Raw genomic sequence first — 23,850 nt, forward strand, 5'->3', positions numbered from 1 at the left:
CGATGAGCGAGAAGAAAAGCTACGGCTTCACCACGACCATCCTGCACAACGACCGGCAAAAGCCGATCGAGCATGGGTCGCTGCACAAGCCGATCCACACCTCGGTCACCTTCGGCTACAACGACGCGCGGCAGCTGGCGTCGGTGTTCCAGGGGAGGGAAGCGGGCTTCCGCTACGGCCGCCAGGGCAATCCAACCATCTCCGCGCTCGAAGACAAGATCACGAAGATGGAAGACGGCGTCTCCACCCTGTGCTTCGCGACCGGGATGGGCGCCATCGGCGCCGTGTTCCAGGCGCTGCTGCGGGCCGGCGACCAGATCGTGTCGTCGTCTTTCCTGTTCGGGAACACCAACAGCCTGTGGCAAACCGCCGCGGGGCAGGGCGTGGAAGTGGCGTTTGCCGATGCGACCGACGTCGCCAACGTGGAGGCCGCGCTCACGCCGGCCACGCGCCTGGTGTTCGTCGAAACCATCGCCAACCCGCGCACGCAGGTGGCGGACCTGGCGCGCATCGGCCGGCTGTGCAAGGAGCGCGGCATTCTGTTCGTGGTCGATAACACCATGACCTCGCCCTACCTGTTCCGGCCCAGGACGGTCGGTGCGGGACTGGTGGTGAACGCGCTGACCAAGTCGATCGGAGGCCACGGCAATGCGCTCGGCGGCAGCCTGACCGACACCGGCGTGTACGACTGGAGCGCGTTCCCGAACATCGCGGCCAACTACAAGCGCAATCCGCCGGCGCAGTGGGGCATGGCGCAGTTGCGCGCCAAGGCCCTGCGCGACTTCGGCGCCTCGCTGGCGCCGGAAGCGGCGCACCATATCGCGGTGGGGGCGGAAACGCTGGCGCTGCGCATGGAGCGCGCATCGGCCAATGCGCTGGCGGTCGCACGCATGCTCGAAGCCGACGCGCGCGTGGCGGCGGTGCACTACCCGGGCCTGGCCTCGCACCCGCAGCACGCGCTGGCGACCGATCTGTTCAAGGCTTACGGTTCGCTCTTGAGCTTCGAACTGAAAGACGGCATCGATTGCTTCGATTATCTCAATCGTCTCAAGCTCGGTATCTCCGCCAGTAACCTGGGCGATACGCGCACCCTGGTGATTCCGGTGTCGCACACCATTTTTTACGAAATGGGCGCCGAGCGGCGCGCCAGCATGGGCATCGCCGAATCGCTGATCCGCGTGTCGGTCGGCATCGAAGACAGCGCCGACCTGCTCGACGATTTTCAGTCGGCGCTGGCCGGCGCGGCGACTTAGCTGTCGCTGGCCAGGGTGTGCAGCAGCGCGTAGAGCGCTGCCAGCCGTTCCGGCAGCACCCTGGCGTCGCTGTTTTTCACGCTGTCCATTGCCGTGGCAAGGGCCTCGGCGCAACGCCCCAGGCCCGCCGCGCGCAGGGCCGCCGCCTGCTGCGCGGCCCGTCCCAGGGCGGCATCGCCCTGATGCCGCAACCCCTGGCGCAGGCTGTGCGCCAGCAGATCGATCGTCCCTTCCAGCAGTGCGTGCAGTGCGCTCTTGTCGTCGTGGCGGCCGCTCGCCAGCTTGGCCGGTGTTCCCTGCGCCGCCAGTTGCGGCACCTGCAAGCCGTGCGCAGTCAGCAGCGCCAATGGCGTCATGCCCAGTTGCCCCGCCTCGCTCGACACGCTGCCGGCCACCGCCAGCGGCTCGTCCTCCAGCGCGCGCGCCAGTGCATCGATGGCGCCCGGCGTGGCCGGATCGTGGCGCAGGCGCAGGGTCAGCAGATCGTCTTCCCCGGCGGCCACCTGCACGCGCGCGCACAGGCTCTGGCTGGCCGCATCCCACAGGCAGTCGACCAGCGCCGCCACCGGCACCACATGCACATGCTCGATCGCATGCAGCGGCCGCACAAAATCGGGCGGCAGGGAGCGCAGGTGCGCGCGCAGGCTGGCCACGTCCGGCTGGCGCAGCGGGCTGGCCAGCGTATCCCAGGCGCTGCCCGACAGCGGCAGCGCCGAGGTCTGGGTGGCGGCGGTGCCGACCGTGAGCAAGCCGTTGGCGCGCCGCCTGGCCGCCCGCGTGACGATCTGGCTGGCCGCCAGCCGGTGCAGCGGCATGCCCACCAGGCGCCGGTCGCGCAGGGCCACGGCGCCGGTGCCGGTATCGGCGCGCGGCCAGGTTTTTTCCATGACGGTGACGGCCAGCGTGTCGGGATCGGCCCAGATCAGGCGCACGCCCTCGGCCGCCTCGCCGGACCAGCACTGGCTGCCCATCGGCACCAGGCGCAGATGATCGAGCGCCACTTCGCCGGACACGCCCACGCCGAGGATCTGGCTGGCCGGTAAGGGCGTCTGCGCGCGCGCCGCCCCCAGGCGCGCCATCAGCATCGACACCAGGTGCAGCAGGGTGGCCGGATCGGCATTGCTGGCGCGCGCGTGCTGGCCGGCGAGCGCGCCACGCAGCTGGGCCAGCGCTTCGAGCACCCAGCGCCATCCCGGCTTGCCGGCTTCCTGGAGCGCCTTTTCGAAGCGCGTGTCGACCAGCATCGGGTTCTGGCTGGTGCCGTCGAGCCAGAGCTGGGAGGCCAGCGCCACGATCGCCTCGTAAGCGCCGCTGTCGTCCTGCAACTGCGCCGGTGCCGCGCCGGCGCCCAGGTCCAGCTCCACAGTCATGCCGGCAAAGCCGGGCTGCTGGCGCTCGCCCTGCGCAAAGGCCCATACGGCCAGCGCGATGTGGGCGCAATTCTCGGCCTGCCTGCAGTCGCAGCGCGCCAGCGCCAGGCTGGTACGCGACAGGAAGCGCACGTCGCACATCGGCAGGCGCGCAGTCGGCGTGGACCCGGCGCTGAGGCGGATCGCCGGACGCGCGGCCGCCATGCGGCGCGCCTGGTCGAGCGTCGCGCGCGGCAGCAGCTCGACCGCGCCGGCCAGCGTCGATGGACACCACGGCGCGCTATCGCGCTTGTCACCGGCTTGGCCGGCGAATCGGGACTGGTACGCCAGCACCAGCGTCACCCGGTGCCGGCACAGGCCCGTGGCCGGGCAGCTGCAGCGGGCCTCGCGCAGCGGCAGGCCGGGGGGCAGGGTGGTCGTCACGCCATCGGCATAACGCGCCAGCACGGTGCCGTCGTCCTGCTGTTCGATCTCGGGCAGCTTGCCTTCGACGACGTCTTTCTGCGCGCGCTTGACGAAGCCCGCGTTCGACAGCGCGGTCAGCGCGTCCACGCTCAGTTCCAGCAAATCGGTACGGGTGCTCATTGCGCGATCTTCTCCGCCAGCCAGGCGGCCAGCTGGCCCGGCGTCATGGCGCCCACGTGCGCGCCGACGCGCACCAGGCGCGCCGCCGTCTCGTGGTCGTAACTCGGATTGGCGGCCGAATCGAGCGCCGCCAGGCCAAGCACGGTGGCGCCGGCCGCCACCAGCGCCTGTACGCGCCGCACCAGTTCCATGTCGCTTCCGCCTTCGTAAAAATCGCTGACCAGCACTACCACCGTGCGCTGCGGATCGGTCACCAGCGACTGCGCATACGCCACCGCGCCGGCGATATTGGTGCCGCCGCCGAGCTGCACTTTCATCAGCAGTTCGACCGGATCGGACACGTCCGCCGTCAGGTCCACCACGTCGGTATCGAAGGCGACCAGCGAGGTGCGCATGCCGGGCAACTGCCACAGGCAGGCCGCCATCACCGCCGAGTGAATCACCGAATCGACCATCGAGCCGCTCTGGTCGATCAGCAGGATGATGTCCCAGCGTTCGGCATGGCGCTTGACGCGGCTGATAAAGGCCGGCCGCCTGATGTACAGTTTGCGCCGCTGCGGGTCCCAGTGTTTCATGTTGGCGGCGACGGTGCGCCTGAAATCGAAATTGGCCGCCGCCGCGATGCGCGACGGGCGGCGCCGGTCGCGGCTGCCGCCGAAGGCCTGGCGCACCTCGGTCGCCAGTTTTTCCATGATGCGGCGCACCACCTCGGCCACCAGGCGGCGCGCCGCCGACAGCACGTCCGGGTTCATCAGGTGCTTGGTGTGCAGGACCGCGCGCAGCAGCGTCTCGGACGGTTCGATCCGCTCCAGCACCTCCAGGTTGGTCACCACCTCGTCGATGCCGAAGCGTTCGACGGCGTCGCGTTCGAGCCGTTCGATCACCTCTTGCGGGAACAGTTCGTGGATGGTGTTGATCCAGTCGGGCGTGGTCAGCACCGACGCACCGTCGGGCGAGCCGGTGCGGTCCTGCGACTGGCGCCGTTCGCCGCGCGCCAGGCGCTCCGGGTCGCGCCCGTACAGCCATTCGAGGGCGGCATCGGCGGCGCCGGCGGCGCCGTCCGGGCAGGCGATGCAGCTTTCGGCCGCTTCGCCCAGCAGCAGGCGCCAGCGCACCAGCGGATCGGGCAGCGTCAGGGCTTTGCTCACAGGGCCACTCCCCAGGTGGCGAGGCGGTCGATGGCGGCGCGTTCGAGCGCCTCGTGGCGCGCCAGCAGCTCGGGCGCCACGGCCAGGCGCCCGGTCAGCGACCGCTGCGAGCGGTGGCCGGCATCGTGCAGCTTGAGCACGTCGCCGGCCAGCGCGCCGCGCTCCTGGGTCGGCAGCCAGGTGAACGCGGCGCGCATCGCCGGCAGCGCCAGCACGAAGTCGGCGTCGTCCAGCGTGCGCACCAGCGCGTCGAGCGCCCTGATGAAGCGCGCGTCGTCGCACAGGTGCTGGCGGGCCAGGGCCAGCAGGCCGGCCAGCGCGTCGCCCACCAGGGCCGGGGGCAGGGAGGCGAGCAGGGTGCTGGCCAGCGTCCCGCCATCGGGATCGTCGTCGCTGGCCAGCAGCAGCCCGAGCGCCGCGCCACGGCTGACCGGCGCCGCGTCGGCGCTGGCGGCCACGCGCCGGCACACGGCGAGGGCGCGCAGCGGCTCGATGCCGGGCAGCGCGGCGGCGCGCGCCTCGCGCAGCAGCATGGCGATGGCGCTGTAAGTGCCGATGTGGGCATCCTGCTCCAGCGCCGCAACGCCACCAGAGGCTTCCGCCAGCCACAGGGCGCGGTCGAATGCGGCAGCGATGGCCGTTTGCAGCACCGCGCTGCCGCTCACGCCGAGCGCGTCGCCGTGGCGGTACAGCGCGAACAGCACCTGCATCGGCATACCGAGTTCGCCGAAGTGCGGTTCCTGGCCGATGGCGTCGTGCAGTTCGTCCAGCAGGCGCCCGCTCACGTCGGGCAGGCCGGCAAAGGCGGCGCGGTTCAGGGCGCCGCTGATGGCGCCGATGCGGCTGGCGCCGGCCGGCCTCTGGCGCAGGATCTCTTCGAGACGGGCGCGCGCCGCGTCGTGCAGGGTGGCGCCGTAGGTAGCCGCCTCGATCAGCGCGGCGCGCTGTTCCAGCGGCGCGCGGAGATCCCAGTTTTCGTGCTGGCCGCGTCCGAGCGCCAGGTCCGGGCCGTCGCTGCGCACGATGCCGGGAATGTCGAGCAGGGCCAGGCGGTGCAGGGCGCGGCTGCGCGGGCGCTGGGCCGGGTCGAGCAGGTCGATGGCCGGCCGGCTTGGCAACACGATGCCGAGCGCCGCCAGTTCGGCGTCGACGGCGGCCACCAGCGGCGGTTGCGGCGTGCCGCGCGCCAGTTCGCCGACAGCGTCGCCGGCCAGCACCGCCATCACTTCGACCAGCGCGGCATCGGTGCCGGCGCGCACGCGGCCACGGTATGTCCATGGCAGGGGCACGTCCAGCGCCTGGCTGACCAGGCTTCCGGCCAGTGCATCGAGCCAGTCGCTGCGCAGCGGCGCCGGGTGCGCGCGCATGCGCGCCAGTCCCATCGCGCGGCTGTGGATCGCAATCACGTCGGCGGTGGAGGCGGGCAGTTTTTTCTCGCGCAGGCGCGCCAGCACGGTGCGCAGCAGCTCCTTGCCGGCGCCGGCCAGGCCGAGCGTCCACGCCCATTCGTACCAGGCGGGCGAGGACATGCCGGAGGCGTAGCCGTCGTAGGCGTCGAGGCGCTTGAAGTGGTAGGGCACCAGGTAGGAACCGTAGCGCAGGCCGGGGGCGTCCGGCGGCGCCGGCGTCGACGGCTCGCTGCCGCAATCGGCCGCCGGGACGGTGCGCCACAGCGCCGCCAGCGCCGGCGCGTGGTAGCCGCCGCAGACCACCAGCACCGGGCCGTCGTCCTGGTGCATGGCCCAGGCGACGTGGCGCGCCATCATCGCTTCGCGCGCCTGGTTGCCCGGCGAACCGGGATCGCCGGCGCGCAGGTTGGCAAAGTGCGCATCGAGCCGGGCCGACAGTTCGTCGGCCGCCAGGTCGCCTTCGAACAGGTGGTCCCACAGGGCGTCGCGGCCGTCGATCGCCATGGCGCGGCACAGTGCGTCCTCGTAGGCCTGCGCGGTGTCGGGAGCATCGTCGTCGTAGCGGTTCATGATGTGCGCAAAAGCGTCGTGCCAGGCCGGCAGGTCGATGAAGCGCAGCCGGGCGCCGCAGGCGCGTGCGGCCTGCATGGCTTGCCATTCGGGCGAATGGAGCGCGAACGGCGACCATGAGGCGCGCCGCTCGAGCGCATCGTCATCCGCCGAACAATAGCTGTAGATCGCCACCGGCAGCCGGTGCGGCAGCGCCAGTTCATCCAGGCGGGCGTTGAAGTCGGCCGGCCCTTCGATCAGCACGTGCCGTGGACGCAGTTCGGCGATGCGCTGCACCACCAGCCGCGCGCAGGCGGGGCTGAAGTGGCGCACGCCGACGATCAGCGGTGCGCTTTGCATCGGCAGCGTCACGGCAGGCGGTGGCGCGCGTTGAAGTATTCGCGCCAGTGCTCGCCCTCGCGGCGCGCCACGCGCTGTTCGAAATAGCGGCGCAGCTTGGCGCGGTCGTCCTGGTTATCCTTGACCACGGTGCCGGCGATGCAGTCGACCAGATCGGCCGCGTTGCCGGCGCGCTGCTCCAGGAACCAGGCGCGCACGCCGACCGCGTGCGCCACGTTGACCGCTTCGGCGGTCGACATCACCGCCGCCAGCTTGTCCATGCCGTCTGGCGCACCCTTGCCGCCGCCGGACCGCAGGTCGCGGAAGGTCGATACCAGCAGGTCGAGGATGGGGCCCGGCAGGCGGTGCGGAATGCCGCTGCGCTCCAGCAGGCGCGCCGAGGCCTGCTCCACCAGCGCCAGTTCGTGCCCGAAGTCGAGAATCGGGAACACGGTTTCGAAGTCGAAGCGGCGCTTGAGCGCCGCGCTCATTTCGTTGACGCCGCGGTCGCGCGTATTGGCGGTGGCGATGATGTTGAAGCCCTCGCGCGCATACAGCATGGCGTGCTCGTTTTCCAGTTCCGGCACCGCCATGACGCGGTCCGACAGCATCCCGAGCAGGCAATCCTGCACTTCCAGCGGCGCGCGCGTGATTTCTTCGAAGCGCACGATCAGGCCGTCGCGCATGCCGTGGTACAGCGGCGCCGGCACCAGCGCGCGCGGGCTCGGGCCGTCGTTGATCAGGAGCGCGTAGTTCCACGAATACTTGATCTGGTCTTCGGTGATCGAGGCGCCGCCCTGGATGGTGAGGGTGGACTGGCCGCACACGGCGGCGGCCAGCAGCTCCGACAGCATCGACTTGGCGGTGCCCGGCTCGCCGACCAGCATCAGCCCGCGCCCCGTGGCCAGCGTGACCAGCATGCGTTCGATGGCGGCGGCCGGCGCCACCACCTTGCGCTCGATCCCGAGGGCCTCGTCGCCGCCGATGAAGGCGCGCGCCGCGTTCAGGCTCAGGGCCCAGCCGGGAGGGCGCGGCGCCTTGTCGGACTTGGCCAGCCTGGCCAGCTCGCCCGCATACTGGATTTCGGCCGGTGGGCGCTGCATCGCTGCGCTTTTCGTTTTGCTCATTGCTGTGGTCCGACTCATGGATGTGGTGTCGCCGAGATGATAACGTCTTTTTTCATGCGCATAGCGCTTCCATGTCGCGAATCAGCTCACTGGCCGCGATCGCGCTCAGCGTCGACAGGGGCTGCGGCTTGTCGATGCCGCCCCAGGCGCCGGCGCTGCCGACGACGACCAGTTCCAGTACCTGGTCGTCCGAGTCCATGATCGAGCCGAGCATCAGGCCGGGACCGAAACGCAGTTCGACGACGCGTCCATCGCCCAGCGGCCGGTTGAAATCGAACACGAAGCCGGCGTCGTGCGGCTCGCCACGGCGCCAGCCTTTGTGCGCCAGTCCGAGAAGACGCTCCACAGGCACGCCAGTGCCCTCCCAGCGCTTGAGCGCATGCGCGGCCGATTCGTCGGCGCCGAGCGTGTAGGTGTCGCGCCCGATCTGCGCGAACGGCTGTACCAGCTCGTAGTCGGCCAGCAGCTGGCCGAAGCCGGCGGCGTCGGGCGCCGGAATGTCGAGCGCATGCGGAATGCCGATGCGGATATTCTCACCCTGCGGCAGCTGCCAGGCGTCGTCGCCGGCGTCGGTCCATTCGCCATCGGCGCCGACGCGGAAGCATCCCAGCAGGCGCCCGCCATGGCTGGCGTCCGCTTCCATCGCGTAAGCGCCCCACACCAGCCGCTGCACCAGATGGCGCACCAGCGGGTGGCCGGCCAGGAAGCGCCGGAACGTCTCGGGTTCCCAGCGCCGCTGTGTGCACATCGCCACTTCCAGCCGGATCAACTGCTGGTCGGCGATGCTGCGCGCATCCTTCTTGAGCGCCTTGAAACGCTCCGTCGCCGCCGCCGACAGGGCGGCGTCGTCGCTCTTGTTCGGCTTGGGCAGGTCGGCCATGCGCGCACCATGCGCGTCGCGCACGCAGGGCTTGAGCGCTTCGTCGAAGCCGACGCGGAACTGGCGCGCGCCGAAATCGAGCAGCAGTGTGCCGTCGTCGTCGAGGCCGAGGTCGGGCGCGAGGCGGTCTTCCAGTTCGTCGGTCGACAGGCCGCGCGCTTGCGCGATCTGGCCGATCTTCTCGCGCGCATTCTCCTGCAGCGCCTTGAATTTGACTTTCTGCGCAATCCCGTTCAGCAGCATCAAGGCCAGGTCGGTGCCGATCGCCGCCAGGATATCGAGGCCGGCGATGGCGCGTGCATTCTGGCTTTCGCCCGGCCAGGCGCGGATCAGCGGCGTGAGCTTGCGCGCGCAATCGTCGCCGCCGAACAGGCCCATGGCGGTGAAGGCCCAATTGTCCTTGCTGTCGCCGCCGGCGTCGGCCCAGGCGCTGAACAGGTCCCAGGCAAACTGGCTCAGGGACTCCGGCGTGCACGCCTGCCGCACCTGTTCGATGCCGGCGTAGACCCCGTCGGCGCGTGGAAAGCGCAGCATCACGCCGATCAGGTCCAGCACCTGGTCCGGCAGCGGCTTGCCGTTGGCGGCCAGCTGGGGCCGCGCCCAGCTGCGCGGCATCCAGAAAGCGGGCAGCGCGGCGATTTTTGAGGGGAAGCGGTCGAGCGGGTCCTCGTCCAGCATCGCGCGCAGGGCGGCGTTCACTGCGTCCTGGCCGTAGCGCGCGGCCACCTCGACCAGCATCGCTTCGTGGCCGTTCGCGGCCAGCAGGCGCAAGGCGCCGGCGGCGGCGTCGCGCGCCGCACCGGTCTTGCCGAGCGCCGGCGCGATCAGGCCGCAGGCGGCATGCTCCGGATTGGCCAGCAGCCAGTTGCGCGCCATGTCGCGCGCGCCTCTGGCCTTGAGCACCGCGAGGGCGCGCGCCACCGGCGCCGCCAGTTCCACGGCGCCGAAGTACATCGCATACTTCAATTCCTCGGCAGGGCGGCGCTCGCACATGACGGCCACGCCGGCAATGGCGTCGATGCCCATGCTGCCGATCGCGTGGCCGGGCGAATTGATGTCGTACTTCGCCATGGCGCTCCACACGGCGGCATTGAACGGCGGCGGCAGCTTTGCCATGTGATGCACGCTGTTGCAGATGTCGTAGCCTGCCTTGCGGTGCGCTTCCCAGCGCGCGACCACGCCCGCCACGTCGCCGGCGGCGATCAGGCCGGCGTCGTTCGGCGCCTTGAACCCCGTGCCTCCGCTTGTGTAGACGATCAGGCGCCGTTCGCGCAGCACGCGCTGGCGTTCGGCGGCGCTCCAGCGTTCGACGGGAGCGAGCGTCAGGGGCGCGAGCGCCAGCGGCTTACTGGCGCTTTTTGCCGGCGCCAGCCACGGCGGATTGGCCAGCACCGTGGGCAGTTCGGCTGCGTCGGCCGTATCGGCCGGCGCTTCCAGGCGGCCGGTCAGGCCGTCGAGGAGCCTCACCGCCGCAGCGGACAGCCATGGCGTCAACGCCGGCAGGGCGGCGAGGTGATGCGGCACCAGCGCGACCAGCACCGAGCGCGCCGCGCCGGGAGCCCGTTTGTCGGTGGCGATCATTTCGGCCAGGCCGGCGATGGCGGCCAGCGGCCAGCGCGCCGCCGCCGCCGTCAGGCGCTTGATCGCCTTCTTTGCGGGGATCGACGCCAGCGCGCGGATCGCCTCCGGCGTGCCGATGCCGGCGATCGCGTCGGCAGCCAGCTCGACGCCGGCGTTGGCGCCGTCGCGCAGCGCCGCCACGGCATCGGTGCCACGGTCGCGCAGCGCGGTCGCGATCCATTCCGGCTTGTCGTACCAGCAGAACAGATAAAAGTTGTCGCACGCCGCGATCGGATCGAGCGCGCGCATGCTGGCCGGGTCGCGCATCGTCAGGCGCAGCCAGGCCATCGACACCGGGTAGACGGGCGCGGCCGCGGCGACGATGGCGTCCGACAGCGCCGGGACGTCGGGCAGCAGCACGCCGAACAGCGGACGCCGGTGCGGCGCCAGTGAAGGCAGGACGTCGCGCACAAGCTGCACGCACGCATCCCACACATCCTGCGGCGCGTGCGCCAGGTGGGCGCGCATGGCCAGTTCGGTTTTGCCGAAGACGTATTCGGTCGGCGCGAACCACTGTTCGGCATTGTCGTCGATGCAGATGCCGGGATTGCGCAGGCCCTGCTGGCGTACGCTGATGCCTTCCATCCGCAGCAAGGCGTCGAGGGCGTACAGGACGCCTTCGCTGGCGACCAGGAAGTCGATGAACGGTACGCCATCGCCTGCCGCCAGCAGGTCGTCGAAGGTGGTCGACAGGGCCAGCAGGACGACGTCCGACACGGCGGAGCCGTCGCGCTGACCGTGCGCGATGCGCTGCGCCGCCTCGTTCATCGCCGGGCGCCAGCCTTCGGCGGACAATTCGGGACTGAGCGGCGCGCTGTTCCGGGCGTGGGCCAGGAACAGCGCCCAGCTGGCGTCGGCGTCGATAGCCGGCGGCGTCCCCGGAAAGCGGCGCGACGGCAAGGCCAGCGTCATGAGCTTGTCGGGCATGTCGATCAGCGGGAAGACGGCCAGCCACGGCGCAACGTCCTGTGCGGGTGCGGGTGCGGGCGCGGGCACCGGCACGGCTGGCGCAGGCATGGCCGCCACCGGCGCAGGCGCAGGCGCAGGCGCAGGCGCTGCGGCTGCTGGCGCGGCGGCGCCGGTCTCCGCATAGCCCTTGCCGGTCTTTTCGCGTATCAGTTTCGCCATCGCCGCAGCGGCCGTGGCGGCGTCTTGATGGTTCTTGGTCTGGGCCTTGCCCGCCGTGCCGATCCTGCCGAAGCAGACCGTCACGTCGCTGCCGTCCTGGCTCACCTCCCAGAATTTGCTGGAAACGCCATCGCTCAATTCAAATCGCCGCATCGTTCATCCTGATTGTCAAAGTGTGGTCGCGCCGTTCAGGCGCACAAGTCCTGCAGGTCGCGTATCAGTTCACTGGCGACGATGGGGCCGAGCGTCGTCAGCGGGTAGCACGCCGCTTTTCGGCGCGATGCCTGGCCGTCCACCACACGCACTTCCTTCAAGTGCTGCTCGGGGTCGTGCTCGGGCATGCCGGCAACGATGCCCGGATCGAGGTGCAGTTCCAGCAGGCGGCCATCGGCCAGCGGCTTGTAAAACACCCCGATCCAGCCCCCATCCTGTGGTTCCCCCCGTCGCCAGCCCTTGCTGGCCAGGCCGAGCACCCGCCCCGTCGGCGCCTTTGCGCCGTCCCAGCGCGTTAATGCGAGCGCCCCCGCCTCGAGCGCTGTGAGCGCGTAGGTGTCGCGCCCGATCTGGGCAAATGGCTGCAGCAGTTCGTAGTCGGCAAACAGCTGGCCGAACGCGGCCGCTTCGCCGGCCGGCAGCTCCAGCGCATGCGGAATGCCGATGTGCGCCTCGGGCGGCAGGTCGAACGGGTCGTCGCCGGCGCCGCTCAGCGCGCCGTCGGGCCCCACGCGGAAGCACCCGAGCAAGGGCGCCCCAGGGCCAGCCCCATAGGCGCCCCACACCAGCCGCTGCACCAGGTGGCGCACCAGCGGATGGCCGGCGAGGAAGCTGAAGAAAACCTGCGGCTGCCAGCGCCGCTGCGTGCACATCGCCTGTTCCAGCCGCACGACCTGCTGCGCGGCGATGGTGCGCGCATCCTTCTTGAGCAGCTTGAAGCGTTCCAGCGCTGCGCCGGACAAGGCATCGTCGTCGGTCCTCTTCGGCTTGGGCAGGTCGGCCAGGCGCGCGCCGCTTGCATCGCGCACGTAAGGCTTGAGCGTTTCGTCGAAGCCGACGCGGAACTGGCGCGGGCCGAAGTCGAGCAGCAAGGCGCCGTCTTCGTCCAGGCCCAGGTCGGGCGCGAGGCGGTCTTCCAGTTCGTCCGTACTCAAGTTGCGCGCCTCGGCGATCTGGCCGATCTTTTCGCGCGCGCTGTCCTGCAGGGCCTTGAACCTGACCTTCTGGGCGATCCCGTTGAGCAGCATCAGCGCGGTGTCGGTGCCGATCGCGCACAGGATATCGAGGCCGAGAATGGCGCGCTGGTGCTGGCTCTCGCCGGGCCACGCGCGAATCAGCGGCGTGAGCTTGCGGGCGATGTCGTCGTTGCCGAACAGGCGCAGGGCGCCGAACGCCCAGTTTTCCTTGACGTCGGCGCCCGCGTCGGTCCAGGCGGTGAACAAGTCCCACGCAAAACCGGCCAGCGAGGCCGGCGTGCAAGCTTGCTGCAGGTGCGTGAGGCCAGGGTAGACGCCGTCGGCCTGCGGGAAGCGCAGCATCACGCCGATCGGATCGAGCGCCGCGTCGGGCAGGGCCTTGCCGCTGCCGGCCAGGCGTGGCCGGGTCCAGTTACGCGGCATCCAGAACGCCGGCAGCGGTCCGATTTTGGGCGGCAGCCGGTCGAGCGGATCTTCGTCGAGCAGGGCGCGCAGGGCGGCGTCGGCGTCTTCACGCCGGTAGCGGCCGGCCACCTCGACCAGCAGCGCTTCGTGGCCGGCTTCGGCCAGCAGGCGCAGGGCGCGGGCGGCGGCCTCGCGTGCGTTGCCTGCCTTGCCCAGGGCCGGCGCAATCAGGCCGCAGGCGGCGTGTTCCGGATTGGCCAGCAGCCATGCGCGCGCCAGCTCGCGCGCCGTTTTACTTTTGAGTGTTGCGTAGGCGCGCGCCACACCCGCCGCCAGTTCTACCGCGCCGAAGTGGCGGGCGTACGGCAGTTCGTCGGCCGGTCGCCGCTCGCACATGCCCGCCAGTGCGGGTACGCCGGCCAGGCCCAGGGTGGCGATGGCATAGCCGGGCGAGTTGATGTCGTATTTGGCCATGGCGCTCCACACCGCCGCGTTGAACGGCGCCGGCAGGTCGGCAATCGCGTGCACGCAGCCGCCGATTTCGTAGCCTCCCGCCGCATACGCCTCCCACAGGGCGACAGCCTTGCCGACATCGCCCGCCGCGATGGCGGCCGCCGCATCGGCGGGTCCGGGAAAGCGTTTCCAGCTGTACGGCCAGGCGTTGTAGCGCTTCTCCTTGAGCAGCGCCTGGCGCTCGTCTTCGGTCCAGCGGACGACCGGCGCCAGGTCGAGCGGTGCAAGGGACAGTACGTTGGCGCCCGGCTTGGGCGGCGCCAGCCACGGAGGATTTGCCAGCACTGCCGGCAGGTCGTCCATGCCTGCCAGGTCGGCCGGGGCGGCGCTACGCGCGCCGATGGCGTCGAGCAGCGCGGCCGCCGGCGCTGGGATCCAGGGTTTGACCGCCGCCGCCGCGTCGGCGTGGTCCAGCACCAGGTCGGCCAGCACTGCGCTCGCGGCAGCCGGGGCCTGCTTCGCGGCGGCCAGTTCCGACAGGCCGGCCAGCGCCGCATGCGGCCAGCGTCGGGCCGCCGTCGCCAGGCGCTTGAGCGACTTCTTGCCGGCTTCGCAGGCCAGCGCCAGGGCGCGCAGCGCATCGGGTGTGCCGATATGGGCCAGCGCCTCGCCTGTCGCATCGATGCCGGCGCCGTCCTTCAACAGATCGACCGCGCCGATCCCGCGTTCCTGCACCAGGGTGGCCACGGCGGCGGGCAGGTGATAGAACATGTAACAGGCGTAATAGCCGGTGCTCGGCTTGAGCGGTTCGAGCGCGTGCAAGGCCGCCGGGTCGCTGGCGGACAGGCGCAGCCACGCGGCCGTATCGATTTCCTGCGGCGCGAGCGCGAGGGCCAGCGCGTCCGACAGCTCGGGAAGGTCGGGCAGCAGCACGCCGAACAGCGGCTGGCGGCGCACCGGCAATGAGGGCAGCGCGGCGCGGATCATGGCGACGCACTGCTCCCATGTCGCCTGCGGCGCGTGCGCCAGATGCGCGCGCATGGCCAGCTCGGTCGTGCCGAAATCGTCGTGCGCCGGCGAGTACGAACCGATGCCGTCGTCGCGCATGTACCAGCACATGCCGAACCGGGTATTGTCCTCGGCGATGCTGACGCGTTCCATGTCGATCAACATCCGCAGGGCGTATGGCAAGCCTTTGTCCGCCACCAGGAAGTCGAGGAAGGGCGCGCCGTCCGAGGCCGCCAGCCTGTCTTCGACCAGGGTCGACACGGCCAGCAGCACCAGGTCGGACATGGCGGAGCCGCTGCGCACCTTGCCGCCGATGCGGGCGCCGGCTTCGCGCACGGCATCCTGGAAGTGCGGTGGAGAGTTGTCGGGGGCGACGTCGGCGTAGCGCTGCACGCGCGCGATGAACAGGTTCCAGCAGGCTGCCGCGTCGGTACTCGGCGGCGGACCGGGATAGCGGCGCGAGGCCATGGCTTTGGTCGCGAGCGCGGGCGGCAGGTCGATCAAGGGGGCGACGGCGAGCCATGGCGCCACGTCGCCCGCCGGCAGCGGCGCGGCCGGTGCGGCCGATTTCGGCACCGCAACCGCGCTAGCGCCAACGGTGGTTTCGGCGTAACCCTTGGCGATTTTTTCGCGAATGAGTTTGTCCATCGCCGCAGTCGCCTTGGCGGCATCGGCATGCTGTTTGGACTGACTGACCCCGGCGCTGCCGATCCTGCCGTAGCAGACGTCGACGGTGTTACCGTCCTGGCCGATCTGCCAGAATTTATCGGAAGTTCCATCGCTAAATTCAAACCGCCGCATGCTTGTCCTTGTCCTTGTCCTTATCCTTGTCGTTGTGTGTCGTCTCGCGCGCTACGATCCAGGCCAGCGGGGCGAGGACGGTAGCCGCGCCGGGGCCACGGTCCTGGAGCAGGGTGGCCATGGCCCCGCGCATGTCGAAGAATTCTTCCGCGCCGCAGTTCGCCGCATGCTTCCGGCGGCGAAGCGCCTTGAGCGCGCTGTCCGGCGTGGCGTACGCTTTCAACCACGCGTCGTGGCGGTACCACGGGGCCAGCCGCCTGCTCTCCTGCGTCCGGGCGGCCGCTGCCTGTTCCTTGGCCAGGCCGGGTTCGTCGGGCAGCCGGGTCGCCAGCAGGGGGCGGCGCCACGCAGGTATCGTGCGAACAGCGGCGCGTATCAGTCGCACGCACGCGCGCCAGTCGGCATCGCTGGCGTGGGCCAGGTGTTCGCGTGGCAGCATGTCGTTTGCGCGATAGGCTTGCGTCGATTCGTAGCCTTCGTCATTCGCTTCGGGGCGCACGTGGTATTTATCGCCCGCCTCGTTGTAGCAGGAGTCGATGAACATCCCGAGCCGGTCCAGGTACTCCGCGACCGCGCTGGCGCCTGCCGCGCGCTGATGTTGCTCACTCATGGTTCATGATAAATATTGCAAAAAAGGATACTTTACGGCAAAGCGCTGGGCCTGTCGAGCCGCGCCAATCCGGTTATGATGCGACTTCGGACACCCATCGTGAGACACGCTATGAAGAGAACCCTGTTGTGCCTGGTATTGATGCTGAGCGGCGTGGCGCACGCGGACGAGCTGGCCGACGCCAATGCCCTGTTCGCGAAAAAATCCTATCCGCAAGCGCTGCAGCTGTACACCAGGCTGGCCAATGCCGGCAATGCCGAAGCCCAGCTGCACATGGGCGAAATGTATTTTTACGGCGAGGCGGGCACGGTCGACCTGGCCAAGGCGCAAGCCTGGTTCAGCAAGTCGGCGGCCAAGGGCAACAAGACCGCCGCCGCATCGCTGGAGATGATGAAGAAGCGCGAAACGCGGCGCGCCGAGCTCGATTACTGGATCGGTAAATACGATGGCGCCGAACTGAGCGCCGGCCAGTTCCGCTGTCCGCCGCCACGCATTCCCGCGCTGTCGAAGCAGAACGACGAGATCGAGAGCGTGACGGCCAAGGTCGGCGCCTGGCAGGATTGCTACAACGGCTTCGTGCGCAACCTGAACGAATCGAGCCCGCTGACCAAGCGCATTCCGAAGGAGATTGCCGATCTCCTGACCAAGGAGGAAACCGAGCAGGCGCGCCTGCACATGGAAGACGTGTATGCCGGCATCGCCGAAAACGCCAAGGTCTCGGCCAAGCTGGTGCTGGCCGACTTCGGCGCCTGGCGCAGCGCCACCGACGCCTATATCAAGGAACACAACCGCATCGTCACCGATGCGGCAGCGACCGCCCCGCGCAAGGGCGACTAGCAGGTCAGGCGCAGCCGCGCCCGCGCGCTTCGCTTAGTTCCAGCTGCGCATCAATCCCACCGCCAGGCCTTCGAGCGCAAACTCGTCGGTCGCCGGATCGACCTGGATCACCTTGAAGTCCGGGTTCTCCGGCAGCAGTTCGATCAGCGAGCCGGTCTTCTTGTAGCGCTTGACGGTGACGTCGTCGCCGATCCGCGCCACCACGATCTGTCCGTTCTTGGCGCTGTCGACCTTTTTGACGGCCAGCAGGTCGCCATCCATGATCCCGGCATCGCGCATCGACCAGCCACGCACCTTGAGCAGGAAATCGGGCCGCGACGAAAACATCGCCGGGTCCACGCTGTAGGTCGCTTCCACATGCTCCTGCGCGAGGATGGGCGAGCCGGCGGCGACGCGCCCGACCAGCGGCAGCGCCATGAGCAGGCTCGGCGGAGGCATGGGCATGGCGTCGACACTGGCGCCGATCAGGCGGATGCCGCGCGAGGTGCCCGGCGAAATTTCGATGGCGCCCTTGCGCGCGAGCGCCTGCAGGTGCTCTTCGGCCGCATTGGCCGACTTGAAGCCCAGTTCATTGGCGATTTCGGCACGGGTCGGAGGAAAGCCCGTGTTCTCGATCGCATCCTTGATCAGGTTGAGGATTTGTTCTTGCCGTGGTGTGAGCTTGATCATCGATGTGCGGGACTGTGTATATGGACAGACTGTATTTTTGTACAGTATTTCGCGCAATGCAAGGGTTAATTAGCGGAACAGGGGAATTATTTGCGAAAGGGGCTGTCGAACACACAGCAAAGGAGGTGGCTCATGGATCAGCTTGAAGTTGCGCGGGTGGCTTATGAAGACGATTTTCTGCTGTGGCTGGAGCAGCAAGTGAGTTTGCTGCGCGCTGGCCGCTTGGAGCATATCGATATCGACAACATCACAGAAGAGCTTGAGGGAACAATGCGTAGCGAGCGGAGGGAACTGGAAAACCGGTTGGAGGTGCTGATGACGCATCTGCTCAAGTGCCAGTTCCAGCCGCAGCGCAAATCGCGCAGTTGGATCGGCACGCTTGGCACGCAGCGCGTGCGCATCCAGCGCCTGATTCGCGACAGCCCCAGTCTGCGCAGCAAGGTGCTGCCATTTGCGCAACAAGCCTACCCCGCAGCAGTGCACGCTGCGCATGCGCAGACCGCCTTGCCGCTGTCGACCTTTCCGGATGTGTTGCCGTACACGGCGCAGCAATTGCTCGACAACGGCTTCGTGCCGTGAACCGATCGGATTGACAAGGTGACTCATGGACCAGCTTGAGTTTTCACCGGCGAATGATGAAGGCGACTTGGTACTGTGGCTGGAACAGCAGGCGGCGCTGCTGCGCGCGCGCCAGTTCGACCACCTCGATATCGGCAATATTGTCGATGAGCTCAAGGGGGCGGCGCATGCCGGCCGCAGGGAGTTGGCGGGCTACTTGAAGCACATCGTTTCTTGCCTTTTGAGTCTGCAATCTCGCCCGCGGCACAAGCCACGCCACTGGCGCGCCAAGCTGGCTGAGGCCCGTTTCGGCATGGAATTGCTGATTGACGATAGTCCGAGTCTCGCGGCGGACATTGCAGGAATGGCTTCGCGGTACTACGACGCATCGCGTCGCCGTGCCGCTCGGGAGAACTGCTCGATGACGAGTTCGATCCGTCGTGCCCAGCCGATGAGCGCCGCTGAACTGACAGCAATAAAGGAGGTGGGCCGTGGACCGACCCGGGGTGTCACTGGTTGACTACGACGATGACCTGGTCCCTTGGACCGCGCACCAGGCGAGGCTGTTGCGGGGCAGGGACTGCGAGCGTCTCGATGTCCAAGATCTTATTGAGAAGTTTGACGATATGCTCAGCCGCAAGGAGCGGGCGTCGTGCAGCCGGCTGCATCAGCTGATCAACCATGTGCTCAAGGCCAGTATCAGGCGAAGCGCAAGTCGACAAGCTGGACGGCAATGCTGGACGAGCAGCGCGCCGCCGTCAAGCGCAGGCTCAAGCGCAGCCCCGGCTATGAAAACACGCCAGCGCTGCTGGCGCGCCAGCAGCGCCCCAGGGGCATCCGTAGTACAGCGCGCGAGGCCTGTCTGCCGCAGAGTACGTTTCCGCAGGAGCTGCCTAACACTGCGGAACAACTTCTCGACGAGAGTTTCGTGCCATAAACCACGCCAGGCGCACGGCCGCCTCATGGCGTCCTTGATTGTTGCTCCGTTTCACGTTATAATCGCCGGCTTTCCCTTCCCACACTCGTCTTGACGCCGAGGTGGGCATTTGTTTAAACGTCCCTAAGGAGTTATGCATGCGTCATTATGAAATCGTTTTTATCGTCCACCCGGACCAAAGCGAGCAAGTCCCGGCGATGATCGAACGCTACAAAGCCAGCGTGACCACGCGCGGCGGTTCGGTTCACCGTGTTGAAGACTGGGGCCGTCGCCAGATGGCTTACTCGATCCAGAAGCTGCCAAAAGCGCACTACATCTGCATGAATATCGAATGCGACAACGAGACCCTGGTGGAACTCGAAACCGCGTTCAAATTCAATGATGCCGTGCTGCGTCACCTCACCGTTAAGATGAAGAAGGCTGAAACCGCGCCGTCGCCGATGATGAAATCGGTACAACGTGAAGACGCAGCCAAGAGCCACCGCACCGAAGCTCCAGCTCCGGCAGCAGCTCCAGCACCAGCCGCAGCGTAATTGTTGACAAGTTTCCCTGAACGCGGATGAGCTCACCTCGGTGAATCAACTCCAGTTCGTAGCCCAGATTTGCGAGCGCGACGTGTTGCGCTACACCCCGGCCGGCGTGCCCATCGTGACCGCCACTTTGCTGCACAGTTCGCAGCAGATGGAAGCAGGGGTTGCCAGGTTGGTCGAATTCGAGATCACCGCGCTTGCCGCGGGCGAGATTTCGGGACGATTCAGCCAGGCCGAATTGGGCGCCGTCCATCAGTTCACGGGATTTTTGGCCAAGAAGAACCGCAGCAGTAAAAGCCTGGTGTTTCACATCATTGATTTCTGTGCCGCCGCCTGACGCGACAGCACATTTTTAGATACAGGAGCCTCACATGGCATTCGGTAAAAAATTCGACAAGAACAAGCTCAAGCTTAAAGAAAAGCGCAAACAACAGAACCCACTGTTCAAGCGTAAGAAATTCTGCCGCTTCACCGCAGCAAACGTTGAACAGGTCGACTACAAAGACGTAGACACTCTGAAAGACTTCGTCCAGGAAAACGGCAAGATCATGCCAGCACGCCTGACCGGTACCAAAGCGCACTACCAGCGCCAGGTTGACACCGCAATCAAGCGCGCCCGCTACCTCGCGCTGCTGCCATACACCGATCTGCACCACGCTTAATCGCTGCGGATAAACTGGAGAACTCTATGCAAATCATTCTGTTGGAAAAAGTTGTTAACGTCGGCAACCTGGGCGATGTTGTTAAAGTCAAAGACGGTTACGCACGTAACTTCCTGATCCCGCAACGCATGGCTCGCCGTGCTACCGCGTCGGCTGTCGCCGAATTCGAAGTCAAGCGCGCCGAACTGGAAAAAGCAGCAGCTGCCAAGCTGGCCGCTTCCCAGGCTCAAGGCGAGAAGCTGGGCGGCATGACCATCTCGATCGCGCAAAAAGCGGGCGTCGATGGCCGTCTGTTCGGTTCCGTGACCAACTTCGACATCGCTGAAGCGCTGACGAAAGCTGGCTTCGCTGTAGAAAAAGCACAAGTACGCATGCCGACCGGCCCGCTGAAAACGACCGGCGAACACGCTGTTGCAGTTGCTCTGCACACCGACGTCGTGGTCGAGATCACGATCGCTGTCGTGGGCGAAGCTGCTTAAGTTACATCGCGTCACACTGTTGCATTGCGGGCATCATGCTTGCAATGCAACTACGAAAAAAGCCGGGTCTTCCCGGCTTTTTTTACGCCCAAAAGCGCCCAATTATGTCAGCCAGTTGACCCGAAGCAGGTATAATTCGCGCCATGAACGCACCATCCGATCCGCAGCTCGACGCACTCCGTATCCCGCCCCATTCCATCGAAGCAGAACAATCTGTGATCGGTGGTTTGCTGCGCGATAACGCCGCGTTCGACCGTATTGCGGACATGATGCATGCCGACGACTTTTACCGCTACGATCACCGCATCATCTTCGAGCAGATCGTCAAGCTGATCAACCAGTCGAAACCGGCCGACGTGATCACCGTGTTCGAGGCGCTCACCAACATCGCCAAGGCCGAGGATGTGGGCGGCTTGCAGTACCTGAACGCGATGGCGCAGAACACGCCGTCGGCGGCCAACATCCGGCGCTACGCCGAAATCGTGCGCGACCGCGGCGTGCTGCGCAAGCTGATCACCGTGGCCGACGAAATCTCGGGCAACGCGTTCAACCCGCAGGGCAAGGAAGTCAAGCAGATGCTCGACGAAGCCGAGTCCAAGATCTTTGCCATCGCCGAACAGGGCGCGCGCGGCTCGCAAGGCTGGCTGGCGGTGCAGCCGCTGCTGACCCAGGTGGTCGAGCGCATCGACGAGCTGTACAGCCGCGACAACCAGAGCGAAATCACCGGCGTGCCGACCGGCTTTATCGACCTCGACCGCATGACCTCCGGCCTGCAGCCGGGCGACCTGGTGATCGTGGCCGGCCGTCCGTCGATGGGCAAGACCGCATTCTCGGTCAACATCGGCGAAAACGTCGCCATCGACGCCGGCCTGCCCGTCGCGATCTTCTCGATGGAGATGGGCGGCGCCCAGCTGGCCATGCGTATGCTCGGTTCGGTCGGCCAGCTCGACCAGCACCGCCTGCGCACCGGGCGCCTCAACGACGAAGACTGGCCGCGCCTGACGCACGCGATCCAGAAAATGAACGACGCCCAGCTGTACATCGACGAGACCCCGGCGCTCAATCCGATCGAGCTGCGCGCCCGTTCGCGCCGCCTGTCGCGCCAGTGCGGCAAGCTCGGCCTGATCATCATCGACTACATCCAGCTCATGACGGGCAGCCAGCCGGGCGACAACCGCGCCTCCGAGATCTCGGAGATTTCGCGAAGCCTGAAGGGCCTGGCCAAGGAACTGCACTGTCCCGTGATCGCCCTGTCCCAGCTGAACCGCTCGCTGGAACAACGCCCCAACAAACGCCCCATCATGTCCGACTTGCGCGAATCGGGCGCGATCGAGCAGGATGCCGACGTCATCATCTTCCTGTATCGCGATGAGGTCTACAACCCGGATTCGCCCGACAAGGGCACCGCGGAGATCATCATCGGCAAGCAGCGTAACGGGCCGATCGGCTCGATACGCCTTACCTGGATCGGCCAGTACACCAAGTTCGGCAACTACAGCGGTAACCTGGCGATCTACCAGGGCGACTAACCAGCAACGGCGCCGCCACGGGGCGGCGTCCTTCAGCAGTATCACGCAGCATCAATCACGCTTTAACGCGCTTTAACGGAGAGACCATGTTTGGACGCCTGATGCCCACCGAGGGCAAATTTTTCGACTTCTTCAACCAGCACGCTGCGCTGTGCGTGAAGGGCGCGCATGAAATGGTCGGCCTGATGACCAACTTCGACGATCTCGAAAACCGCGTCCACGCGATCGAGAGCATCGAGAAGCAAGCCGACAAGATCACCTACGCCACGGTCGACATGCTGCACAAGACCTTCATCACCCCGATCGACCGCGACGACATCCACAAGCTGATCACGCGCATGGACGACATCCTCGACCTGATGGAAGACGCGGCGCAGACGGTCTCGCTGTACGACCTGAAAGCGGTGACCCCGGAAGCGAAGCGCCTGGCCGAACTGTGCCTGGCCTGCTGCCAGAAAGTCGAACAGGCCGTCGGCCTCTTGCACAATATGGACAACTCGCAGAAGATCGTCGCCGTGTGCGAAGAGATCGACCGCCTCGAGTCCGACGCCGACCACGTCATGCGCGCCGCCATGTCGAAGCTGTTCCGCGACGAACCGGACGTGCGCAACCTGATCAAGCTCAAGGCGATCTACGAGATCCTCGAAACCGTCACCGACCGCTGCGAAGATGTTGCCAACATCATCGAAGGCATCATCGTCGAAAACGCGTAAGCGGCACCAGCATGGAACAAATTCAAATCAGCATTTACGTGCTCGGCATGTTGATCGCGCTGGCGCTGCTGTTCGACTTCATGAACGGCTTCCACGACGCGGCCAACGCGATCGCCACCGTCGTCTCGACGGGCGTGCTCAAGCCGCAGACCGCGGTGGCCATGGCCGCCGTCTTCAACTTCATCGCCATCGGCGTGGTCGGCCTGCACGTGGCCACCACCCTGAGCAAGGGCACCATCGATCCCAAGGTGGTGGACCATTACGTCATTTTCGGGGCCCTGGTCGGGGCCATCATCTGGAACCTGATCACCTGGTACTACGGCATTCCATCGTCGTCCTCGCACGCCCTGATCGGCGGCCTGGTCGGCGCCGCGGTGGCCAAGTCCGGCACCGGCGCGCTGATCGGCGCCGGCCTGCTCAAGACCGTCATCTTCATCGTGGTGGCGCCGCTGCTCGGTTTCGCCCTCGGCTCGATCATCATGCTCATTGTGGCGTGGGTGTTCGTCAAGTCGACCCCGCGCAAGGTCGACACCTGGTTCCGCCGCCTGCAGCTGGCCTCGGCCGCGGCATATAGCCTCGGCCACGGCGGCAACGATGCGCAAAAGACCATGGGCATCATCTGGATGCTGCTCATCGCCAGCGGCTACACCGACGCGGCCGATGCCGCGCCACCGAGCTGGGTCATCATCTCGTGCTACGCGGCGATCAGTTTCGGTACCCTGTTCGGCGGCTGGCGCATCGTCAAGACCATGGGCCAGAAGATCACCAAGCTCAAGCCGGTGGGCGGCTTCTGCGCCGAAACCGGCGGCGCGATCACCCTGATCCTGTCGAGCTACTTCGGGATTCCCGTCTCGACCACCCACACCATCACCGGCGCCATCGTCGGCGTGGGCGCGTCGCAGAAGATGTCGGCGGTGCGCTGGGGCGTGGCCGGCAATATCGTGTGGGCCTGGATTTTCACGATCCCGGCGTCGGCCTTCATGGCGGCGGTGGCCTGGTGGATCGGCACCCACATCATGTAAGCGCGCTGCCATCGACAAAAAACCGCCGGTTCCGACCGG

General features: G+C 67.3%; 19 protein-coding genes and 1 pseudogene. 12 read left to right on the forward strand and 8 right to left on the reverse strand.

Translation table 11 applies throughout. From position 1 onward, the window contains the following. Positions 1-2 precede the first annotated feature (2 nt). Positions 3-1,253, forward strand: coding sequence for a cystathionine gamma-synthase family protein (locus EJB06_RS11450; RefSeq protein WP_126074152.1), 1,251 nt, complete (start codon positions 3-5; stop codon positions 1,251-1,253). Here the strand turns inward: EJB06_RS11450 and EJB06_RS11455 are convergent. The 7 genes from EJB06_RS11455 to EJB06_RS11480 are packed head-to-tail and all read right to left on the reverse strand — an operon-like array spanning position 1,250 to position 15,875. Further along, positions 1,250-3,208 (reverse strand): YehQ family protein, encoded by a 1,959-nt coding sequence (locus tag EJB06_RS11455; RefSeq protein ID WP_126074153.1) that lies wholly within the window; start codon positions 3,206-3,208, stop codon positions 1,250-1,252. The two genes, EJB06_RS11450 and EJB06_RS11455, sit on opposite strands and share 4 nt — an antisense overlap. Next, positions 3,205-4,356, reverse strand: coding sequence for a vWA domain-containing protein (locus EJB06_RS32200; RefSeq protein WP_198420812.1), 1,152 nt, complete (start codon positions 4,354-4,356; stop codon positions 3,205-3,207). The genes EJB06_RS11455 and EJB06_RS32200 overlap by 4 nt, the downstream gene beginning before the upstream one ends. Next, the gene (locus EJB06_RS32205) at positions 4,353-6,674 is read right to left on the reverse strand and encodes a DUF5682 family protein (RefSeq protein ID WP_198420813.1); all 2,322 of its coding nucleotides are present in this window, start codon (positions 6,672-6,674) and stop codon (positions 4,353-4,355) included. The genes EJB06_RS32200 and EJB06_RS32205 overlap by 4 nt, the downstream gene beginning before the upstream one ends. Before the next feature lie 8 nt (positions 6,675-6,682). Beyond that, positions 6,683-7,780, reverse strand: a complete 1,098-nt coding sequence (locus EJB06_RS11465; RefSeq protein WP_126074154.1) for an ATP-binding protein — start codon at positions 7,778-7,780, stop codon at positions 6,683-6,685. Between the two features lie 52 nt (positions 7,781-7,832). Further along, positions 7,833-11,561, reverse strand: coding sequence for a DUF4132 domain-containing protein (locus EJB06_RS11470; protein WP_126074155.1), 3,729 nt, complete (start codon positions 11,559-11,561; stop codon positions 7,833-7,835). Between the two features lie 35 nt (positions 11,562-11,596). Then, positions 11,597-15,265, reverse strand: a complete 3,669-nt coding sequence (locus EJB06_RS11475; RefSeq protein WP_126074156.1) for a DUF4132 domain-containing protein — start codon at positions 15,263-15,265, stop codon at positions 11,597-11,599. After that, entirely contained in the window at positions 15,252-15,875 is a 624-nt protein-coding gene (locus EJB06_RS11480; RefSeq protein WP_126074157.1) for a hypothetical protein, read from the reverse strand. Before EJB06_RS11480 ends, EJB06_RS11475 begins: the two co-directional genes overlap by 14 nt. A gap of 111 nt (positions 15,876-15,986) precedes the next feature. On the opposite strand from EJB06_RS11480, the gene EJB06_RS11485 reads away from it, so the two are divergent. Next, positions 15,987-16,712, forward strand: a complete 726-nt coding sequence (locus EJB06_RS11485) for a tetratricopeptide repeat protein (protein WP_126074158.1) — start codon at positions 15,987-15,989, stop codon at positions 16,710-16,712. A gap of 33 nt (positions 16,713-16,745) precedes the next feature. On the opposite strand, the gene lexA is transcribed toward EJB06_RS11485, so the two are convergent. Beyond that, complete coding sequence (gene lexA / locus EJB06_RS11490) at positions 16,746-17,381, reverse strand: transcriptional repressor LexA (RefSeq protein ID WP_126074159.1); 636 nt, start codon at positions 17,379-17,381, stop codon at positions 16,746-16,748. A 132-nt stretch (positions 17,382-17,513) separates the two neighbouring features. Here lexA and EJB06_RS11495 point away from each other — a divergent pair, with 132 nt between their 5' ends. The 10 genes and pseudogenes from EJB06_RS11495 (at position 17,514) to EJB06_RS11540 (ending at position 23,811) form a co-directional block, all read left to right on the forward strand. Next, entirely contained in the window at positions 17,514-17,960 is a 447-nt protein-coding gene (locus EJB06_RS11495; protein ID WP_126074160.1) for a DUF29 domain-containing protein, read from the forward strand. A gap of 25 nt (positions 17,961-17,985) precedes the next feature. Continuing rightward, positions 17,986-18,459 carry a DUF29 domain-containing protein gene (locus tag EJB06_RS11500; protein WP_126074161.1) on the forward strand — a complete coding sequence of 158 codons (474 nt, stop codon included), beginning with the start codon at positions 17,986-17,988 and terminating at the stop codon, positions 18,457-18,459. After that, positions 18,446-18,876 (forward strand): annotated as a pseudogene (locus tag EJB06_RS32490) (DUF29 domain-containing protein). The gene EJB06_RS11500 and the pseudogene EJB06_RS32490 overlap by 14 nt, the downstream one beginning before the upstream one ends. Positions 18,877-19,013: 137 nt before the next feature. Beyond that, positions 19,014-19,409 carry a 30S ribosomal protein S6 gene (gene rpsF / locus EJB06_RS11510; RefSeq protein WP_126074163.1) on the forward strand — a complete coding sequence of 132 codons (396 nt, stop codon included), beginning with the start codon at positions 19,014-19,016 and terminating at the stop codon, positions 19,407-19,409. Between the two features lie 40 nt (positions 19,410-19,449). Further along, the gene (gene priB / locus EJB06_RS11515) at positions 19,450-19,743 is read left to right on the forward strand and encodes a primosomal replication protein N (RefSeq protein WP_126074164.1); all 294 of its coding nucleotides are present in this window, start codon (positions 19,450-19,452) and stop codon (positions 19,741-19,743) included. A 34-nt stretch (positions 19,744-19,777) separates the two neighbouring features. Further along, the gene (gene rpsR / locus EJB06_RS11520) at positions 19,778-20,068 is read left to right on the forward strand and encodes a 30S ribosomal protein S18 (protein WP_008450941.1); all 291 of its coding nucleotides are present in this window, start codon (positions 19,778-19,780) and stop codon (positions 20,066-20,068) included. Positions 20,069-20,094: 26 nt separating this feature from the next. Further along, the gene (gene rplI / locus EJB06_RS11525; RefSeq protein WP_126074165.1) at positions 20,095-20,547 is read left to right on the forward strand and encodes a 50S ribosomal protein L9; all 453 of its coding nucleotides are present in this window, start codon (positions 20,095-20,097) and stop codon (positions 20,545-20,547) included. Positions 20,548-20,690: 143 nt separating this feature from the next. Further along, complete coding sequence (locus tag EJB06_RS11530) at positions 20,691-22,076, forward strand: replicative DNA helicase (RefSeq protein WP_126074166.1); 1,386 nt, start codon at positions 20,691-20,693, stop codon at positions 22,074-22,076. Between the two features lie 86 nt (positions 22,077-22,162). After that, positions 22,163-22,789: a DUF47 domain-containing protein gene (locus EJB06_RS11535; RefSeq protein ID WP_126074167.1), complete on the forward strand. Its 627-nt coding sequence runs from the start codon at positions 22,163-22,165 to the stop codon at positions 22,787-22,789. A gap of 11 nt (positions 22,790-22,800) precedes the next feature. Continuing rightward, complete coding sequence (locus tag EJB06_RS11540; RefSeq protein ID WP_126074168.1) at positions 22,801-23,811, forward strand: inorganic phosphate transporter; 1,011 nt, start codon at positions 22,801-22,803, stop codon at positions 23,809-23,811. The last annotated feature ends 39 nt before the right edge of the window (positions 23,812-23,850 follow it).

This window comes from Massilia atriviolacea (assembly GCF_003953935.1).
Taxonomy (GTDB): domain Bacteria; phylum Pseudomonadota; class Gammaproteobacteria; order Burkholderiales; family Burkholderiaceae_D; genus Telluria_A; species Telluria_A atriviolacea.

Coding starts and splice junctions, on each gene's coding strand:
- EJB06_RS11450 (WP_126074152.1), top strand. CDS start 3: ATGAGCGAGAAGAAAAGCTACGGCTTCACCACGACCATCCTGCACAAC.
- EJB06_RS11455 (WP_126074153.1), bottom strand. CDS start 3,208: ATGAGCACCCGTACCGATTTGCTGGAACTGAGCGTGGACGCGCTGACC.
- EJB06_RS32205 (WP_198420813.1), bottom strand. CDS start 6,674: ATGCAAAGCGCACCGCTGATCGTCGGCGTGCGCCACTTCAGCCCCGCC.
- EJB06_RS11465 (WP_126074154.1), bottom strand. CDS start 7,780: ATGAGCAAAACGAAAAGCGCAGCGATGCAGCGCCCACCGGCCGAAATC.
- EJB06_RS11470 (WP_126074155.1), bottom strand. CDS start 11,561: ATGCGGCGATTTGAATTGAGCGATGGCGTTTCCAGCAAATTCTGGGAG.
- EJB06_RS11475 (WP_126074156.1), bottom strand. CDS start 15,265: ATGCGGCGGTTTGAATTTAGCGATGGAACTTCCGATAAATTCTGGCAG.
- EJB06_RS11480 (WP_126074157.1), bottom strand. CDS start 15,875: ATGAGTGAGCAACATCAGCGCGCGGCAGGCGCCAGCGCGGTCGCGGAG.
- EJB06_RS11485 (WP_126074158.1), top strand. CDS start 15,987: ATGAAGAGAACCCTGTTGTGCCTGGTATTGATGCTGAGCGGCGTGGCG.
- lexA (WP_126074159.1), bottom strand. CDS start 17,381: ATGATCAAGCTCACACCACGGCAAGAACAAATCCTCAACCTGATCAAG.
- EJB06_RS11495 (WP_126074160.1), top strand. CDS start 17,514: ATGGATCAGCTTGAAGTTGCGCGGGTGGCTTATGAAGACGATTTTCTG.
- EJB06_RS11500 (WP_126074161.1), top strand. CDS start 17,986: ATGGACCAGCTTGAGTTTTCACCGGCGAATGATGAAGGCGACTTGGTA.
- rpsF (WP_126074163.1), top strand. CDS start 19,014: ATGCGTCATTATGAAATCGTTTTTATCGTCCACCCGGACCAAAGCGAG.
- rpsR (WP_008450941.1), top strand. CDS start 19,778: ATGGCATTCGGTAAAAAATTCGACAAGAACAAGCTCAAGCTTAAAGAA.
- rplI (WP_126074165.1), top strand. CDS start 20,095: ATGCAAATCATTCTGTTGGAAAAAGTTGTTAACGTCGGCAACCTGGGC.
- EJB06_RS11530 (WP_126074166.1), top strand. CDS start 20,691: ATGAACGCACCATCCGATCCGCAGCTCGACGCACTCCGTATCCCGCCC.
- EJB06_RS11535 (WP_126074167.1), top strand. CDS start 22,163: ATGTTTGGACGCCTGATGCCCACCGAGGGCAAATTTTTCGACTTCTTC.
- EJB06_RS11540 (WP_126074168.1), top strand. CDS start 22,801: ATGGAACAAATTCAAATCAGCATTTACGTGCTCGGCATGTTGATCGCG.